15 protein-coding genes and 1 pseudogene are annotated in these 17,737 nt (G+C 31.2%); 5 read left to right on the top strand and 11 right to left on the bottom strand.

The window, feature by feature from the left end:
• Window positions 1–14: 14 nt before the first annotated feature.
• The 7 genes and pseudogenes from crcB to OT390_RS02730 form a co-directional block, all read right to left on the bottom strand.
• A complete protein-coding gene (crcB, locus tag OT390_RS02760; protein WP_002859058.1) occupies window positions 15–383 on the bottom strand; it encodes a fluoride efflux transporter CrcB in 369 nt (122 codons plus the stop codon).
• Entirely contained in the window at window positions 377–1,069 is a 693-nt protein-coding gene (locus OT390_RS02755; protein WP_002867672.1) for a lysophospholipid acyltransferase family protein, read from the bottom strand. The genes crcB and OT390_RS02755 overlap by 7 nt, the downstream gene beginning before the upstream one ends.
• Window positions 1,050–2,246 carry an SH3 domain-containing protein gene (locus OT390_RS02750; protein WP_014516713.1) on the bottom strand — a complete coding sequence of 399 codons (1,197 nt, stop codon included), beginning with the start codon at window positions 2,244–2,246 and terminating at the stop codon, window positions 1,050–1,052. Before OT390_RS02750 ends, OT390_RS02755 begins: the two co-directional genes overlap by 20 nt.
• Window positions 2,218–2,890 (bottom strand): annotated as a pseudogene (gene purQ / locus OT390_RS02745) (phosphoribosylformylglycinamidine synthase I). Before purQ ends, OT390_RS02750 begins: the two are co-directional and overlap by 29 nt.
• A gap of 1 nt (window position 2,891) precedes the next feature.
• On the bottom strand, window positions 2,892–3,137 hold the full coding sequence (gene purS, locus OT390_RS02740) for a phosphoribosylformylglycinamidine synthase subunit PurS (RefSeq protein WP_002858611.1): 246 nt from the start codon (window positions 3,135–3,137) through the stop codon (window positions 2,892–2,894).
• An 8-nt stretch (window positions 3,138–3,145) separates the two neighbouring features.
• Window positions 3,146–3,856 carry a phosphoribosylaminoimidazolesuccinocarboxamide synthase gene (purC, locus tag OT390_RS02735; RefSeq protein WP_002867669.1) on the bottom strand — a complete coding sequence of 237 codons (711 nt, stop codon included), beginning with the start codon at window positions 3,854–3,856 and terminating at the stop codon, window positions 3,146–3,148.
• A gap of 1 nt (window position 3,857) precedes the next feature.
• On the bottom strand, window positions 3,858–5,192 hold the full coding sequence (locus OT390_RS02730; protein ID WP_002867668.1) for a S41 family peptidase: 1,335 nt from the start codon (window positions 5,190–5,192) through the stop codon (window positions 3,858–3,860).
• Between the two features lie 126 nt (window positions 5,193–5,318).
• Here OT390_RS02730 and OT390_RS02725 point away from each other — a divergent pair, with 126 nt between their 5' ends.
• Complete coding sequence (locus OT390_RS02725; RefSeq protein WP_002859054.1) at window positions 5,319–5,609, top strand: metal-sensing transcriptional repressor; 291 nt, start codon at window positions 5,319–5,321, stop codon at window positions 5,607–5,609.
• A 111-nt stretch (window positions 5,610–5,720) separates the two neighbouring features.
• On the top strand, window positions 5,721–8,294 hold the full coding sequence (locus tag OT390_RS02720; protein WP_406611507.1) for an ATP-dependent Clp protease ATP-binding subunit: 2,574 nt from the start codon (window positions 5,721–5,723) through the stop codon (window positions 8,292–8,294).
• 27 nt (window positions 8,295–8,321) lie between these two features.
• On the opposite strand, the gene OT390_RS02715 is transcribed toward OT390_RS02720, so the two are convergent.
• From OT390_RS02715 to alaS, 3 genes are read right to left on the bottom strand one after another with little or no spacing between them, the layout of a single operon-like run.
• Complete coding sequence (locus OT390_RS02715; RefSeq protein WP_002867666.1) at window positions 8,322–10,253, bottom strand: penicillin-binding protein 1A; 1,932 nt, start codon at window positions 10,251–10,253, stop codon at window positions 8,322–8,324.
• Window positions 10,250–10,801 (bottom strand): septum formation inhibitor Maf, encoded by a 552-nt coding sequence (gene maf, locus OT390_RS02710; RefSeq protein WP_002855005.1) that lies wholly within the window; start codon window positions 10,799–10,801, stop codon window positions 10,250–10,252. Before maf ends, OT390_RS02715 begins: the two co-directional genes overlap by 4 nt.
• A complete protein-coding gene (gene alaS / locus OT390_RS02705) occupies window positions 10,801–13,329 on the bottom strand; it encodes an alanine--tRNA ligase (RefSeq protein ID WP_002859051.1) in 2,529 nt (842 codons plus the stop codon). Before alaS ends, maf begins: the two co-directional genes overlap by 1 nt.
• A 114-nt stretch (window positions 13,330–13,443) precedes the next feature.
• Here alaS and OT390_RS02700 point away from each other — a divergent pair, with 114 nt between their 5' ends.
• The 3 genes from OT390_RS02700 to hemH are packed head-to-tail and all read left to right on the top strand — an operon-like array spanning window position 13,444 to window position 16,296.
• Entirely contained in the window at window positions 13,444–14,517 is a 1,074-nt protein-coding gene (locus tag OT390_RS02700) for a DegT/DnrJ/EryC1/StrS aminotransferase family protein (RefSeq protein WP_044278061.1), read from the top strand.
• A gap of 4 nt (window positions 14,518–14,521) precedes the next feature.
• Window positions 14,522–15,388 carry a Gfo/Idh/MocA family protein gene (locus tag OT390_RS02695; protein WP_002859910.1) on the top strand — a complete coding sequence of 289 codons (867 nt, stop codon included), beginning with the start codon at window positions 14,522–14,524 and terminating at the stop codon, window positions 15,386–15,388.
• Window positions 15,385–16,296, top strand: coding sequence for a ferrochelatase (gene hemH / locus OT390_RS02690; protein ID WP_002859048.1), 912 nt, complete (start codon window positions 15,385–15,387; stop codon window positions 16,294–16,296). Before OT390_RS02695 ends, hemH begins: the two co-directional genes overlap by 4 nt.
• A 59-nt stretch (window positions 16,297–16,355) precedes the next feature.
• Here hemH and OT390_RS02685 read toward each other — a convergent pair whose 3' ends face one another.
• Window positions 16,356–17,591 (bottom strand): ammonium transporter, encoded by a 1,236-nt coding sequence (locus OT390_RS02685; RefSeq protein ID WP_002855055.1) that lies wholly within the window; start codon window positions 17,589–17,591, stop codon window positions 16,356–16,358.
• Window positions 17,592–17,737: the final 146 nt, after the last annotated feature.

The following is a 17,737-nucleotide window of genomic DNA, read 5'->3' as shown; positions in this document are numbered from 1 at the left end:
GTAAATTTAAAGATTTATTTGAAAATTATAAAACCAAGCCATGCGGCAAATAAGCAAAGAAAGACATTTAAGATAATATTTAACGCAAAATGAAGATAATTTCCACTTTGCAAAAGAAGTAAATTTTGATAAGAAAAAGTAGAAAAAGTTGTAAAAGCTCCTAAAAAACCTGTACTTATAAAGCTTTTAAGTAAAGGAGATAAACCTTTATTTTGTGCATAAGAAAACAAAAGTCCTATGATAAAAGAACCCAAAACATTAACAAAAAGAGTTCCAAGGCTGATAGAATAAGGAAAAAATTTATTCACTAAATTAATAGAAAACATTCTTAAGATTGCTCCTATAAATCCCCCAAAACCAACAACTAAAAGGGTATTTAGCAAAGCTTAGCTCTTTCTTGATCGAGTAATTCTTGCATTTTTTTTCTAGTGTTTTCAAGCCATTTGTCATCATTTGTATCGACTAAATCCATACAAATGATTTTAAGCACTCCGCTGCTTGCACTAAAACTTTTTGTGTCTAAAATTTTTGCAGAATCCACAATTAAAATGGGTTGAACTTTAAGATTTAATTTTTCACTTAAAATTTTTGCTCCACTTTGAAATTTAAGCATTTTTTCATTTTTAGATCTAGTTCCTTCTGGAAAAATAGCCAAAACCCTATCTTCGCTAATTCTTTCTTTTGCTTCTTTTAAAACTCGTACCAAATCACGCGGATTTTTTCTATCTATACAAAGAAGTTTTGGTTTTTTCATAGCAACTTTGAAAATAGGAATTTCTCCTAATTCTTTTTTGGCAATCCAGCATAAATTTTTAGGATATAATTCTTCTAAAGCGATGATATCTAAAGCACTTTGATGATTCATTAAAATCATCTGAGCTTGCGGATTAAAAGTGCCAATAATTTCTTGTTTATAAGAGATAGTATATCTTTGAAATTTAGCCCAAATTTTGCGGATTTTCCAAAGTGTGTTTTGAGATTTTGTAAAGCAAAAACAAAAAATCACCAAAGCAACACTTAAAACAAAAAAAATCCAAAAATAAAGAGCTTTAATTTTTTTGTAAATCATCTTTATTAACCCAACCTATTTTTCCATCAGAAAACAATACTTTAATATAATTTTGTCTTTTGCCCAAAACTTCTACTTTTTCATCTGCATTTGCCGTATAAAAATAAGTTGAAGGCTCTGTAGGTAAAATTTTAGCCCTAGAACCAGCCTTGATAATTGCATTTTGAGTATTGGTATCTACAAGAAAACTAAGTGCAAAACAAACAACTGCCAAAGCCAGAATAATGTAATTTTTTCTCCATATAAATAAAGCTCCAAATAAAACCGCTAAAAACCATAAGGTATATTGTTTATAAATATTTAAGTCTTTATTTACAGGATTTAAATCACTCTGAGTGCTGATCTCATCGTCACTAATTTTTAGTTTTAAATTTATATTTTCAAGCTTTTTACTGTCCTTATTGAAATACGAAAATTCAAAATTTGTTTTACTTAATGGCAAAATAGCATAATAAAAAGCACTAGAAGCATTAAAATCCCCTTTTAAATTTTCAATACCTTGCTTTTGAATTCCTTCTATAAAAAAGCTTTTAAGATTTGTATTGGTTGCGTTTAGTTCTACCATCATAATGATATTAGCATCATCAAAATAACTCGCTTTAACTTTTTTAATTTCCAAAGAACTTGCCACAAGGTGTGAAAAATCTTTATTGGATAAAGTATTTTCAAATTTGATAGGATTAAGATTGATATCAGCCTCTTGAAAAGCTTCATTATTTCTAAGAAGTTTGATAGAAATTTTACTCAAACTAGCATTTGAATTTTTGGCTTCAAACCATAAAGTTGTTTTATATTCGTTATTGATAAATTCCCATTTTGCATCTGGATTTAAAAAAGATAAGTTAGTTTTTTCTACGCTTATGTTAAAATCAAATTTTGTATTTTCCGTAGTGCGAGCATAGATCGTAATAGGAAAAACTTCTCCAACATATACCCTACTTGGATATTCATTATTTGTAAGAACCAAACTCCCTTTAGCTACAAAAGGATCATCTACATTGCTTTCAAAGTCATTGTTTTCATCACTTGGCGGAATATTTTGATAAATTTTTTGTTCTTCTTGGGGTAATTTTTGTAATTCTTTTTGCATATTTTCATCTTGGCCGCTAAATACAGAAATTTCACCCCTGCCAAACAATACAACAACACTAAAAATTAAAGTTAATAAAATTTTCAAAATAAAAAGCCTTTAAGCATTTTCAAACCTATATCATTACCTAGGACTTTTTCACAAGCACGCTCAGGATGTGGCATGAGTCCAAAGATTTTTTTGTTTTCATCACAAATTCCTGCGATATCAAATACAGAACCATTTGGATTTGGCTCGTATTTTAAAGTAATAAGATCTTTATCTTGCAATTCTTTTAAAGTAGCCTCATCAGCGTAATAATTTCCCTCTCCATGGGCAATTGGTAAATTAATAATTTCATCTTTTTTGAAATTTTTCAAAAAGGCATTACCATTAGAAACTACTCTTAAATTTTGGTTTTTTGAGATAAAACTAAGATTGTTGTTATGCTTCATTGCACCTTTTAAAAGACCGCTTTCAAGTAAAATTTGAAAACCATTACAAATACCTAAGATATATCCTCCCTTTTTTGCATGATTAAAAACACCTTGCATAGCAGGAGCAAGTTTTGCAATAGCTGCACATCTTAGATAATCTCCATAAGAAAATCCGCCTGGCAAAACAACTAAATCTGCATCAAATTCTTTTTCTTCATGCCAAATAATCTGCGTTTTTACTCCAAGTTTTTCAAAGGCATAAGCTGTATCAAATTCACAATTTGTCCCTAGAAATCTAATAATAGCAACTTTCATTTTACTCTTTCTCAATTATAAGCTCATAATCTTCAATGACGCTATTTACCAACAACTCTTCACACATTTTTTTTACTTGTTCTTTGGCTAATTTTTCATCTTTCTCATCAAGAGAAATTTTGATTTGTTTTGCTATTTTTACTTCTTTAACACTATTAAAATTTAAAGAATGCAAAGCTTTTTCCACCGCTTTGCCTTGTGGATCTAAAACCCCATTTTTTAAAGAAATATTTACAATAACTTCCATATTTTTCCTTAATTTAATATTCTTTTTAAAACTTCTTCATAAGCCATTTTTACATTACCTAGATCTTGACGAAATCTATCTTTGTCTAATTTTTCATTACTAAATTTATCCCAAAATCTACAACTATCAGGGCTTATTTCATCGGCTAAAACAAGTTCATTATCTTTAGTTAAACCCAGTTCGATTTTAAAGTCAATCAGCCTTAAATTTTTATTGTCAAAAAATGGAGTTAAAATAGAGTTAATCTTTCTAGCCATATTTTTAATTTCACTAATTTGAGCTTCATTTTGCACTAAATTTAAAATCAAACAATGCTCATCATTGATAAAAGGATCGCCTAAGGCATCATCTTTAAGACAAAATTCCACCAAAGCAAAAGGTAGCACAGTGCCATCTTTAATGCCCAGTCTTTTTGTAAGAGAACCTGTTGCAACATTGCGTACTATAACTTCAATAGGAACAATTTTACATTTTTTAACCACTTGTTCTGTATCGCTTATAGTTTCTACCAAATGGGTTTTAATCCCATTTTTTTCGAGCAAATGAAAAATTTCAGTACTGATTCTACAGTTTAATGCACCTTTTCCACTTTCATTGCCTCTTTTTTCTGCATTAAAAGCGGTTAAATCATCTTTAAACTCACTAATTAGTAAATTTTCATCATCAGTTTTGAAAAGTTTTTTACCTTTTCCTTCGTAGAGCATTTCTTTTTTTGTCATTTTATCGTCCTTGTTTGATATTTAAAATTTTAATAGTATCAATAGCTGAATTTAACTGTGCATCATCATTGATTTGTTTTTGACTGATTAGATTTTTATTGTCTTTATTTTCTTGCTTATCTTCTTTTTTATTTTTATCTATTTTTTCAAGCTCACTTTCTAAATGTTGTTTTAAGTCGCTTTCTTTTATAGAAAAACCATCTTCTTGAGTATTTACTTTACCTGGAAAAACTTCAATATCAGGTTTTACACCCACTGCTTGAATAGTACGCCCGCTTGGAAGATAATATCTTGCAATAGTAAGCCTTAAAGCTTCAGTTTTATTAATAGGTATGATTTGCTGAACACTACCTTTTCCAAAAGTATTTTCACCCACAATAACACCACGTTTAAGATCTTGTAAAGCTCCACTTACAATTTCACTTGCACTAGCACTTCCACCATTTACAAGCACAACCAAAGAAGCATTAGAAATTTTGTTTTTAGGATCGGCTTTATATTCTTGATTTTCACTTGCGATGCGTCCTTTTTGAGAAACAATAACACCTTTATCTACAAATAAATTTACAAGTCCTATGGCTTGATTTAAAAGTCCACCAGGATTATTTCTAAGATCTAAAATAACTCCTTTAACATTAGGATATTTTTTAAGTTCTTTACTTGCCACATCTACAACATTTTTATCAAAATTTGTAACCCTAAGATAAAGAATGTTTTCATTTTCTATCATTTTTGCATAAACACTTTCTATCTTAATAATTTCTCTTGTAAGTGTAACATCAAAAGGTTTTGTTGCACCTTTTCTAAAAATGGTTAAAGTGATTTGAGTTTTTGGCTTACCACGCATTTTATCTACAGCATCATTGAGATTAATTCCTAAAGTGGCCTTATCATTAATTTTTAAAATAATATCTCCTGATTTTATCCCTGCTTTATCTGCTGGTGTTCCTTCTATAGGAGAAACAACTGTTAAAGCGCCATCTTTCATACCTACGGTTATACCAAGGCCACCAAATTCGCCATTGGTTTGAATTTTCATATCATTAAAATCTTTTTCATTTAAAAAAGAAGAATGCGCATCAAGATTGCTTAAAAGTCCTGATAAAGATTTATCCACCAAATCGCTGATATTTTGATCATCCACATAGTATTGCTCTACTATAGCAAGAGTTTTTGTAAGCTTATCTAAAGCTTCTAGGCGTTTTTGAACCTGCTCTTCTTTTTGATCAACTTTAGCTTGTAAATGACTTGTTAAAAATAGACATAAAATAAAAGTAGTGGCAAAGCCTGCAAGACCCGCAAAAAATCGTTTTGTTTTCAAAATAAGCTCCATCATTGAGTTTTAGTTTAATTAGTTTAAAGAGTAAATTTTAATAAAAATTGCTTAAAACTTCGTAAATAAATTTAAATTCTTAAAAATATGTTAAAATAAACTAAAAATTCCAAAAAGAAAGTTAATACAATGTGCCAAGAAAAACATACTCATACACATTCTCAAAAACATCTTAAAGCAGTTTGCAATCGTCTAAGTAGAACCATAGGGCATTTAAGCGCTATTAAAAGAATGGTTGAAAATGACAAAGACTGTAGTGAAATTTTAATCCAGCTTGCTGCCGTAAAAGCCGAAGTTAACAATACTGCAAAAGTAGTTTTAAAAGAACATTTAGCTCATTGTATGGTACATGCTATAGAAGAAAATGATATTCAAAGTATAGAAGAATTAAACAAGGCTATAGATATGTTTATGAAATAATCTAAAATTAGTCATTTGTCCTATTATTTAAAAAATTTTACTCAATTAACTTGACATTATATGACTAAAGTTATATAATAGCAAGTATATAAACTAAATAAAGGATAAAACATGGCAAATATACAAGATTTTTTAACTGATAATATGCTTTCAAATCTTGAAAGTGCAGCATCTTTAGCTATACATTCTAAAAATAATGAAGTTGTACCTTTACATCTTTTATGGGCTTTAAGCGTAGATAATGCAAGTATTTTAAATCAAATTTTAAATAAATTAAATATTTCTAAAGAAGCCTTAGAGCTTGAAATTAAAAGCAGAATTTCAAAACTTGCAACGAGTTCAAATGTAAACCGTGAAAATATACGCTTTTCCAATGAACTTATAAATTCATTAGAAAATGCTAAAGGATTAATGAGTGCTAATGGAGATAGTTATTTAAGTGTGGATACTTGGCTTATAAGTGAAAGTCAAAAAAGTCCTATTAAAGAAATTTTGGCGCAATTTTTAGATTTAAGAGAATTTCAAAAAGAGCTTGAAAGTCTAAGAGCGGGACGCAAAATCGATAGCAAAACAAGCGATGAAACCTTAGACAGCTTAAATAAATTTGGTATAGATTTAACCTTAAAAGCAAGCGAGGGTAAACTTGATCCTGTTATAGGCAGAGAAGAAGAAATCGAACGTTTGATGCAAATTTTAATACGCAAAACCAAAAATAACCCTATACTTTTAGGTGAACCAGGCGTAGGAAAAACAGCTATAGTAGAAGCTTTAGCACAAAGAATTATCAAAAAAGATGTTCCAAAATCTTTGCAAAATAAAAAAGTTATCGCTCTTGATATGAGTGCTTTAATTGCAGGTGCAAAATACAGAGGAGAATTCGAAGATAGATTAAAAGCTGTGGTTAATGAAGTGATAAAAAGTGAAAATATCATTCTTTTTATCGATGAAATTCACACTATAGTAGGAGCTGGAGCGAGTGAAGGCAGTATGGATGCGGCAAATATTTTAAAACCCGCTCTTGCAAGAGGTGAACTCCATACCATAGGCGCAACTACTTTAAAAGAATATCGTAAATATTTTGAAAAAGATGCAGCCTTGCAACGCCGTTTTCAACCTGTAAATGTAGGTGAGCCAAGTGTTAATGAGGCTTTGGCTATGTTAAGAGGTATAAAAGAAAAGCTTGAAATTCATCATAATGTAACTATAAATGATAGCGCTTTAGTAGCTGCAGCTAAACTTTCAAAGCGTTATATAGCGGATCGTTTTTTACCTGATAAGGCCATTGATTTAATCGATGAAGCTGCAGCTGAACTGAAAATGCAAATTGAAAGCGAACCAAGTTCTTTAAGAAAAGTACGCAAAGATATAGAAACTTTAGAAGTTGAAAATGAAGCTTTAAAAATGGAAAATGACGAGAAAAATCAAAAAAGACTTGATGAAATCGCAAAAGAACTAGCCAATTTAAAAGAAAAACAAAATACCTTAAATTCACAGTTTGAAAATGAAAAAAGTGTTTTTGATGGTATAAGTACTAAGAAAAAAGAAATTGATTTGCTTAAAAATGAAGCTTCTTTGGCTAAAGCTAGAGGTGAATTTCAAAAAGCAGCCGAGCTAGAGTATGGAAAAATTCCAAGTCTTGAAAAAGAAGTAGAAATCTTAGAAGATAAATGGAAAAAAATGAGTGAAAATGGAGTTTTACTTAAAAATCAAGTGGATGAGGATTTGGTTGCTGGAATTTTAAGCAAATGGACGGGTATTAGCGTGCAAAAAATGTTAACTTCTGAAAAACAAAAATTCTTAGAAGTGGAAAAACATTTAAAAGAAAGTGTCATAGGACAAGATAAGGCCTTAAGTGCTTTAGCTAGAGCCATTAAACGTAATAAAGCGGGGCTTAATGCGGACAATAAACCTATAGGAAGCTTTTTATTTTTAGGGCCAACAGGGGTAGGAAAAACACAATCGGCTAAAGCTTTGGCAAAATTTTTATTTGATGATGAAAAAGCAATGATTCGCTTTGATATGAGTGAATTTATGGAAAAACATAGTGTTTCAAGACTCTTAGGTGCGCCTCCAGGATATATAGGACATGAAGAAGGTGGAGGGCTTACTGAAGCCGTACGAAGAAAACCTTATAGCGTGCTTTTGTTTGATGAAGTTGAAAAAGCACATAAAGATGTATTTAATGTGCTTTTAGGGATTTTAGATGATGGTAGAGCAACCGATAGTAAAGGTGTAACAGTGGATTTTAAAAATACCATTATCATTTTAACTTCTAATATCGCCTCAAGCGCCATTATGAATTTAAGCGGAAAAGAACAAGAAGATGCGGTAAAAAATGAGTTAAAAAATTTCTTTAAACCTGAGTTTTTAAACCGTTTAGATAATATTATCACCTTTAATCCACTTGGAAAAGATGAAGCTTATGAAATAGTCAAGCTTTTATTTAAAGATTTACAAATGAGCTTAGAAAACAAGGGAATAAAAGCAAGTTTAAGCGAAAATGCAGCCCTTTTAATCGCTAAAGATGGTTTTGACCCTGATTTTGGTGCTAGACCTTTAAGAAGAGCTATTTATGATCTTATAGAAGATAAATTAAGCGATATGATACTTGCTGATGAACTTCATGAAAATGATAGCATTATCATTGATGCAAAAGATGATGAAATAATCATCAAAAAAGCTTAATCATTTTGAAAGTAGATCTTTCTACTTTCAAAATATAATCTCGCTTTCATTAAATTTCATATTTGCTTTTGGTAATGGTGATTTGGTGGTATAATAAGCACTTTCTCCTTTATAATTTCCACGATAAACTCCATTAGGAATGCTAAATTTTCTAGTTGTATCAGGGAATTTTTCTATATATTGAGTTAAAAATTCTCTAAACACAGGAGCAGCTGTTCTAGCCCCACCTTCTGTATAACGCATAGGCTTGTTGTTATCATTTCCATACCAAATGATTGCTTCTATTTCAGGCGTAAGTCCACAAAACCAAGCATCAACACTTTTATTCGTTGTTCCTGTTTTTCCTGCTATTTCTATATCTTTTACTCTTGCATTACGCCCTGTGCCTTTTTCAACAACATTTCTCATCATATCTAAAACCAGAAAACTTTGCGCTTCATCGCTGACTTTACGCTCATTTGAGTTAAATTCCATGATGGTTTTACCGGTTTTATCCTGAACTTGTCTGATAATTTGAGGATCTTTAATCGTACCATAGTTCCCAAACATGGTATAAAATTTCGAATACTCCAAAGGAGAAATACCAAAACTTCCCAATACGATTGATAAATTAGGCGGTATATCTTTAAATCCAAATTCCATTAGTTTAGAGTAAAGAACATCAAGCCCCATATCAAGTGCGAGATTAATGGTAGCTAAATTTCTTGATCTTGTTAAAGCTTCTTTTAAGGTAATTAAACCTAAAAATTTACCCCCTTCATTTTTAGGTTTCCAATCCTCATTATTACCCGCTCCACCTTCAAAAATTCTAGAAATATCAGCAATTTCACTCATAGGCGAATATCCTAAATTAATCGCCACTTGATACACAAAAGGTTTAAAAGAGCTTCCAGGTTGACGCATACTTTGAGTAGCGCGGTTATAATTACTTTTTTCATAATCAACTCCACCTACCAAAGCTAAAACATCACCACTTTGATGATTTACCACGACCATAGCTCCGTTTAAAGTGCTTAAATTTGCATCTTTATCGCGTTTTACTATCTCATCATAACCAAATTTTAAAGCATTCTGTGCCATATTTTGAACATCTAAGTCTATATTTAAAATGATTTTATATCCACCTGTTTTTAAGTCTTTGATATTAGGGCTTAATTGTTTAATCACTTCATCTACGACATAAGGAGCAGCATTTTGAGTAAGCGTATCATCATAAACTTGCGGAATTTCTTTAATGGCTGTATCATAATCTGCTTTTGAAATCCAACCTAGATTATACATTCTTGAAATAACATTATTTGCTCTTGAAATGGAAAGATCTAAATGCTTTGTAGGATCATAACTGCTAGGTGCTTTTGGCATACCTACTAACATAGCAATCTCTTTAAGGCTTAATTCATTTAAATTTTTATGAAAATACCCCAAAGCTGCGGTTTTTACTCCATAATACCCATGTCCAAAAAAAATAAAATTTAAATACCTTTCTAAAATTTGCTCTTTAGTTAAAATGGTTTCCATTTTATAAGCAAGCAAAGCTTCGCGAATTTTACGCGTAATAGTTCTTTCAGGGGTTAATTCCGTGTTTTTAATAAATTGCTGGGTAAGAGTGGAAGCTCCTTCCATGGTTTTTCCACCGCTTTTTATGATTTTTACAGCAGCTCTAAAAATGGCATCGATATTAACTCCATTATGTTCAAAAAAGCTTGTATCTTCTATAGCAACCAAAGCTTCTATAAGGCGTGGAGGAAGCTCTTCATAAGGAGCGTAAAAACGATGTTGTTCAAAAATATTAGCCACAAGCTTGCCATTTCTATCGTAAATTTGTGTTGTAAGAGGAGGTTTGTATTCTTTAAAAGTATAACCCTCAGTATCAGCACTTGTGAAAAGATAAGCCACATAAATAAATCCAGCTATAAACAAAAGAGTAAAAAATGAAAAAATATATTTTAATATTTTCATAAATAAGCCTTTAAAGTTTGGATATCAAGCCCTAAAGCAGTGCTTAGATTTCCTACTTGTTGGGTGATGAAATTTTGATGAAAACCCTCACACATAATACAACCCGCCTTGCCTTTATAAAGATCATTTTCTACATAATCTCTTAAAGCATTTTCATCAAAATTTTTAAAATAAAGCGTAGTTTTTGAAAGAGAAAAAACTCTTTTTTCAGGTTTTACAAGCAAAAAAGCCGATAAAATACTTGCATACTTTCCATTTTGCAAGGCAAGCATTTCATAAGCTTCTTTTTTATCCTTTGCTTTGGTAAGAATTTTTTCATCTATACAAACTATACTATCTGCAAAAAGCAAATTTTGGTTTTGAAAATCTTTGCCTAAAGTACTTAAAAATTGTCTTTCTTTTTCAAGAACTATTTTTTGAACATATAAAAAAGGTGAAATATTTTTATTTAAATTTTCATCATAATCAAAACTAACTTGCCTAAAATCAATCTTTGCGGTTTTAAGCAAGTTAGCTCTTGAAATGGAACTTGAAGCAAGAATTAACATTAAAGTGCTTTTTCTATCGTTTCTAAGCTTTGTTTTAAAGCTTCATTGATTTTGCTTAAATCTTTTCCACCTGCAGTAGCAAAATCATCTCTTCCGCCACCATTTCCACCTAAAATTTGCGCCGCTTCTTTAACCAAAGCTCCTGCTTTTAAAGGCACATCTTTAACGCCAGCTGCTAAAGTGATTTTTTCATCTTTTACTTGGATAAGTAAAATCACCGCTTTAGCAAATTTGTTTTTAAAATCATCAATCATAGCTTTAATATCGCCATTATCTATACGTTTTACGCAAATTTCAACACCTTGGATATTTTTAGAATCAAGCTCGGTTTTACTTGAATTTTTAAGCTCATTTTTTAAACTTAAAATTTCATTTTTAAGCTTTTTAATCCCGCTTAAAATATCATTATTTTTAAGTTCATCTTTTACTTTAGAAAGTTCTTCGAGTTGATTTTTTACAAATTCTAAAGCCGCTTTAGAAACCACAGCTTCAATACGTCTAACTCCAGCACTCACACCACTTTCTTTAACTATGTAAAAACTTCCTATTTGAGCAGTATTTTTAACATGAGTTCCCCCGCAAAGTTCTTTGCTTTCACCTAGAGTTAAAACACGCACATTGCCTTGGTATTTTTCATTAAACAATGCTATAGCACCGCTTTTTTTAGCTTCTTCTAAAGGCATATTTTCTAAGATAGCTTCGCTTGAGTTTATAATCATTTTATTGACTCTTTTTTCAATGCTTTCTAGCTCTTCTTTGTTTAAAGCTTTATGATGAGTAAAATCAAATCTTAGTTTATTGCTTTCAACCAAAGATCCTGCTTGGCTTACATGAGAACCTAAAATTTCTCTTAAAGCATGATGTAAAAGATGAGTGGCTGAGTGGTGGCGTGCGATTTGCTCTCTTTTTTCTGTATCGATTCTTGCATGAACTATATCGTTAACTTTTAGTTCTTCGCCTGCTTTTATAAAGCTAAGATTGAGATTAAAAAACTTTTGCGTATCTAAAACTTCACGCTTAGCTATAAATCCACTATCAGCACTTTGCCCCCCACTTGTTGCATAAAAAGGTGTGTTTTCAAGCATCACCCAACCCGCATCTTTAAGGGTGGAAACTTCTTTAAAATCTTCATCTAAAAGGGCTAAAATTTTACTTTCGCATTCTGCTTTTTCATAACCTACGAAATGATTTTCTCCAAATTTTTCAAGTAAGTTTTTAAAATCTCCGCTTGCAGTTTTATCTCCACTTCCTTTCCAAGAAGCCTTAGCGCGTGCTTTTTGCTCATTCATGAAAAGTTCAAATTTTTCTTCATCAACTTTAAGATTTTTTTCTCTTAGCATATCAGCCGTTAAATCAAGCGGAAAACCATAAGTATCATAAAGCTTAAAGGCTACTTCTCCGCTAAAAATTTCTTTAGTGTTTTTAAGCTCTTCATTAAAAATTTCAATCCCATTTTCTATAGTGCTTAAAAATCTTTCTTCTTCAAGGCGAATTTGTTCTTTTATAAAGTCTTTTTTCTCATTAAGATAGGTATAATGTCCGCCCATTAAATCGCACACAATATCAACTAGTTTATACATAAAAGCTTGTTTAAAACCTAGCAAATATCCATGTCTTAAAGCACGACGCAAAATACGACGCAAAACATAGCCTCTACCTTCTTTATCAAAACTTACCCCTTGTGCAAGCAAAAATACACTTGATCTTATATGATCAGCTATGACTCTAAAACTTGCTCCGCTTTCATAAACATAAGTTTTATTACAAAGTTTTGAAATTTCATTGATGATTGGCATAAAAAGCGAGCTATCAAAATTGCTAAATTTACCTTCTTTAATCGCTGTTACCCTTTCAAGCCCCATTCCTGTATCAATGCTTGGCTTTGGCAGTGGGCTAAGCACTCCATCAGCACTTCTTTCGTATTGCATGAAAACAAGATTCCAGATTTCTAAAAATCTATCTCCATCTCCGCCCATATAATCTTCGCTTGAGTTAAAATGCTCTTGTCCTTGGTCATAAAAAATCTCACTACAAGGACCACAAGGACCAGTATCGCCCATTTGCCAGAAGTTATCTTTATCGCCAAATTTGTAAATTCTTTCTTTTTGAATGTGTTTTTGCCATAGATTAAAAGCTTCATCATCGTTTTCATGCACGGTTACATAAAGTCTATCTTTAGGTAGTTTTAAAACTTCAGTTACAAATTCCCAAGCATAAGCTATGGCTTGTTCTTTAAAATAATCCCCAAAACTAAAATTCCCAAGCATTTCAAAAAAAGTATGATGGCGTGCGGTATATCCTACATTATCTAAGTCATTGTGCTTTCCACCCGCTCTTATACAAGTTTGACAGCTTGTTTTGCGTGGAGGGTTTGGGCGTGGAATTTCTCCTGTAAATATACTTTTAAAAGGCACCATACCCGCATTAGTAAAAAGTAAAGTTGCATCATCAGGAACTAAAGGACTTGACGGGGTTATCTCATGTCCTTTTGATGCAAAAAAATCCAAATAAGCTTTTCTAATATCCATGAATTTTCCTAAAGAAATTTTTATAAAAACATATCATACCAAAATTACTTTAAATTAAGTAAAACTAAAATACAATAAACATTTTTATTTAATTTTATTTCTCTAAGGTTTTTTATGAATTTTATCAATCTTCAAGCCCAATATCTCGCATACAAAGATGAAATCAATGCTGAAATTGAAAGCGTTTTATCAAGCTCTTCTTTTATAGGCGGTACAAAGCTTAACGAATTTGAGCAAAATTTAGCTCATTTTTTAGGCGTTAAACACGCTATAGGTTGTTCAAGTGGAACCAGTGCTTTATATCTTGCCTTAAGAACCTTAGATATTGGCAAAGATGATGAAGTTATAGTGCCTAGTTTTACTTTCATAGCAACAGCTGAAGTTGTGGCCTTGGTAGGTGCAAAACCTGTTTTTGTAGATATAAATTTATCAAATTACAATCTTGATTTTGAAGCAGTGCAAAAAGCAATAACTCCAAAAACTAAAGCTGTTATAGTAGTGAGTATGTTTGGACAAATGAGTGATTTAAGGGCTTTAGAAGAAATTTTAAAAGATAAAAATATCACTTTGATCGAAGATGGTGCACAAAGTTTTGGCGCAAGTTTCAAAGGAGAAAAATCCTGCTCTATAGCTAAAATTTCATGCACAAGCTTTTTTCCTTCGAAGCCTTTGGGAGCTTATGGCGATGGCGGGGCTATTTTTTGCCATGATGATGAAATTGCTAAAAAAATAAGAATTTTACTCAATCACGGACAAACTCAGCGTTATAAACATGAATTTATAGGTATAAATGGACGCCTTGACACCTTACAAGCAGCGATTTTAAATGTTAAGTTAAAATACCTAGAAAAAGAATTAGACAAAAAACAAAAATTAGCACAAATTTATAATGCAAATTTAAAAAACTGTCAAATTCCACAAATTAATCCAAATGCTTTTAGCGCTTATGCACAATACAGTGTTTTAGTTGAAGATAGAGCTAGTGTATTGCAAAAATTTGAAAAAGCTAATATACCTTATGCTATACACTATCCAACCCCTTTGCATAAACAACCTTGCTTTAGTGAGTTTTCAAATTTAGAACTTAAAAATTCAGAATACGCAAGCGAACACATCTTATCTTTGCCTTTTTCACCTTTTTTAAGTGAAGAAGAGCAAGAGCAAGTTATTTGTATTTTTAAAGATTGATTCCATGAAAATAGGTATCATAGGCCTTGGAAAAATGGGGCAAAACCACTTAAATGAACTTAGTAAAAATTCTCATTTTAAACTTAATGCACTTTTTGATCTTTGCAAAAATCCAAACCTAAATATTTTTGATGATATTTTTTATGATGATCTGGATAAATTTTTAAATCAAAATAATGATATTATCATCATAGCAACACCTACAAATTCACATTTAACAATAGCAAAAAAAGTTTTTAAACAATGCAAATGCGTTTTAATCGAAAAGCCTTTAGCTCTAAATTTAAAAGAAATAGACGAAATTTCAAATTTAGCTAAAGAATACAGCATAAAAGTAGGTGTAGGTTTTTGCGAAAGATTTAATCCTGCGGTTTTAGCCCTAAAAAAAGAGCTTGAAAATGAAGAAATTATCAGCATTAACATACAAAGATTTTCACCCTACCCACAAAGAATCAGCGATGTAGGGATTTTGCAAGATTTGGCTGTGCATGATCTTGATTTGCTTTGTTTTTTAAGCAAACAAGAAATAACAAAAACCAATTTGCTTAAAAAATACACCCAAGATCAAACAAGAGAAAGTGAAAGCATTATTCTATGTGAGCTTGAAAAATGTATTGCTAGCATACATCAAAGTTGGAATAGCACACAAAAACTAAGAAAAATTCATCTTATTACTAAAAATCATTTTTATGAAGCCAATTTAAATGACTTTTCTTTATTAAAAGATGGAAATTTTATAGAACTTACTCAACAAAGTCCACTTTTTTCAGAACACGAAGCTTTGTTAAAACTTATCGATAATCAACCCAATCATTTAGCCAGCACGAGCGATGCTTACAAAGTTCAAGAAATTTTAGAAAGGTTTGCGTGAAATTAGTTTTATTTTTAAATATGGGCGGAGCTACGAATTTACAAGATTGTGAAGTTTTTTTAAAAAATATGTTTAATGATCCTTATATTTTAGGAATCAAAAATCGATTTTTAAGAAAATTTGTAGCATGGATCATAACAAAGGCTCGCGTTAAAGCCATGCAAGAAAACTATAAAAAAATGGGCGGAAAATCCCCTTTAAACGAACTTACTCAAAGCCTGTGTGACAAGCTTAATTTAAAACAAGATGAATTTAAATTTGATTTTGTAAATCTTTATGTTCCTCCTTTTGCCACAGAAATTTTGCAAAAATACACTTTAAATGCAAGTGATGAAATCATTCTTTTTCCACTTTATCCGCACCATTCTTGCACCACAGTAACTTCATCTTTAGAAGTTCTGCAAAATGAAATTTCAAAGCAAAAAATTCAAGCAAAAGTAAAAACTATAGATATTTTTTACAAAAATGAGCTTTATAACGAGATGATAGTTTCGCACATTTTGGCTAAAAAAAGTAAATTTGATGCCAAAATTTTGATTTTTTCAGCGCATTCTTTACCACAAAGCATTATTGATAAAGGTGATTTATATGAAAAGCATGTAAATGATCATGTAGAAATTTTAAAAGAAAAGCTAAAAGATCATTTTGATGAATTTATTTTAGCTTATCAGTCTAAACTAGGCCCTGTAAAATGGCTTGAACCAAATACAAGCGATGTTTTGGCAAATTTAAACGATAAAGCTCTGATTTACCCTATTTCTTTTTGCATTGATTGTTCTGAAACGATTTTTGAGCTAGGTATGGAGTATAAACATTTAGCAAAGTGCGATTATGATTTAATCACTTGCCCAAATGATAGTGATGAATTTATCCACTTTATTTTAAAGTATTTGTCTGATTTTAATTAAGAATGATTTTGAAGTCCTTGTTTATGATTACAAGGACTTTTTAGTAAAAATTTAGCCAACTAAGCTAAAGTATAAGCTTTTTCTCCGTGCAAACTCACATCTAAGCCTTTTTGCTCTACTTCTTCTTTTACTCTTAAGTCTGTAAAACAAGAGATAATCTTAAAAATAACAAAGCTTATAAGAGCTGACAAAACCACACAAATCACAATAGCAAAAATTTGCTCTTTTAAAAGTTCCAAACTTCCGCTGATAAAAAATCCCTCGCCAAGTGCATTTTGGGCAATCACATTAGGATTTACTTTAGCACTTGCAAAAAGCCCTGTGGCAATTCCTCCCCAAATACCTCCGATTCCATGTAAAGAAAAGGCATCTAAAGAATCATCCCATTTGAGTTTGTATTTAATAAAACTTAAACCAAAATAACAAAACACAGAAGACAAAGTCCCTATAACAAGAGAAGCATAAATATCTACATAACCGCAAGCTGGAGTAATTCCCACAAGCCCTGCTACAAGCCCACTAAGTCCACCTAAAATAGTCGGTTTTTTATGGATGAGCCACTCAAGTACCACCCAAGATAAAAAGCCGCAAGCTGCTGATATAATACTTACTATAAAAGCATTGATAGCAACATCATTCATTTCGCCAGCACTTCCAGCATTAAAACCTAACCATCCTATAAAAAGCAAAATCGCACCTAAGAAAGCATAAGGAATAGAATGCGCGTTTTTATCCTCATCATCACTTTTTCTAGCGCCTACCATCAAAGCTCCTACAAGTCCAGCAACCCCAGAGCTAATATGCACAACACCGCCCCCAGCAAAATCAAGACTTCCTCTTTTAAGCAAAAATCCCTCACTGCTCCAAATCATATGTGCTAACACATCATAAACTAAAGTACTCCAAAAAAGTAGAAATATCACCAAAACACCCAGTTTAATTCTTCCCACCAAAGAGCCTGTTATGATGGCAGATGCAATAAGTGCAAACATCATTTGAAAAATCACAAAAAGAATATTTGGAACGCCTGAAGCGTTGTATCCGCTAATACCCTCTAAGAGGAAATTCTCGAAATTTCCTACAAGCCCAAGTCCTTCATCTTTACCAAAAGAAAGACTAAATCCAAGCACTACCCATTGTAAAGTAATAACACCAAAAACAATAAAGCAATTCATTATAGTATTAAGAGTATTTTTACTTCTTACCATACCTGAATAAAACATTGCCAAAGCTGGAGTCATAAGCAAAACTAGCAAAGTACACAACACAATAAAACTTGAATTTATCGCATTCATTTACCTGTCCTTTCTTACAAAAATTTAATTGCGAGATAATTATATTTAAAATGATTTAAAAAAATATAAATTTAAGAAATATTTTATATATTTTTTTTATCAAAATTTATTTTTTTATCTTAAATTACTATAAATAGGTATTTTAA

It is taken from the genome of Campylobacter sp. CFSAN122748 (genome assembly GCF_045277125.1).
GTDB classification, from domain to species: Bacteria; Campylobacterota; Campylobacteria; order Campylobacterales; family Campylobacteraceae; genus Campylobacter_D; species Campylobacter_D jejuni.
This window is presented reverse-complemented; position numbering and strand designations above follow the sequence as displayed.